We start from the raw sequence: 419 nt of genomic DNA, 5'->3' as shown, positions 1-419 counted from the left end.
TCGGCGTACAGGCGACGCACGGACTTCTTCGCCTCGATCAGCTTGTACATGAGCGGCTGCGTCATCGACGGGTCGTCGCCCTCGTTGTGACCGCGGCGGCGGTAGCACACCATGTCGATGACGACGTCCTTGTTGAACGTCTGGCGGTACTCGAACGCGAGTTCCGCGACGCGGACGCAGGCCTCCGGGTCGTCACCGTTGACGTGGAAGATCGGCGCCTGCACCATGCGCGCGACGTCCGTCGAGTACGTCGATGAACGCGACGAGCTCGGCGCGGTCGTGAAGCCGACCTGGTTGTTGATGACGACGTGGATCGTGCCGCCGGTTCGGTAGCCGCGCAGCTGCGACAGGTTCAACGTCTCGGCGACGATGCCCTGGCCCGCGAACGCGGCGTCGCCGTGGAGCAGGATCGGCAGCAC

Annotated in this window: 1 protein-coding gene; it reads right to left on the bottom strand. The window is 66.3% G+C overall.

The window, feature by feature from the left end:
* Positions 1-419: thiamine pyrophosphate-dependent enzyme (locus GO615_RS30030; protein WP_246262549.1), on the bottom strand; the 419-nt coding region annotated here is incomplete at both ends.

The sequence above is a fragment of the Aromatoleum evansii genome (genome assembly GCF_012910805.1).
In the GTDB taxonomy this organism is placed as follows: Bacteria; Pseudomonadota; Gammaproteobacteria; order Burkholderiales; family Rhodocyclaceae; genus Aromatoleum; species Aromatoleum evansii.
Note: the sequence above shows the minus strand (reverse complement) of the source record. Positions and strands in the feature narration are given on the sequence as shown.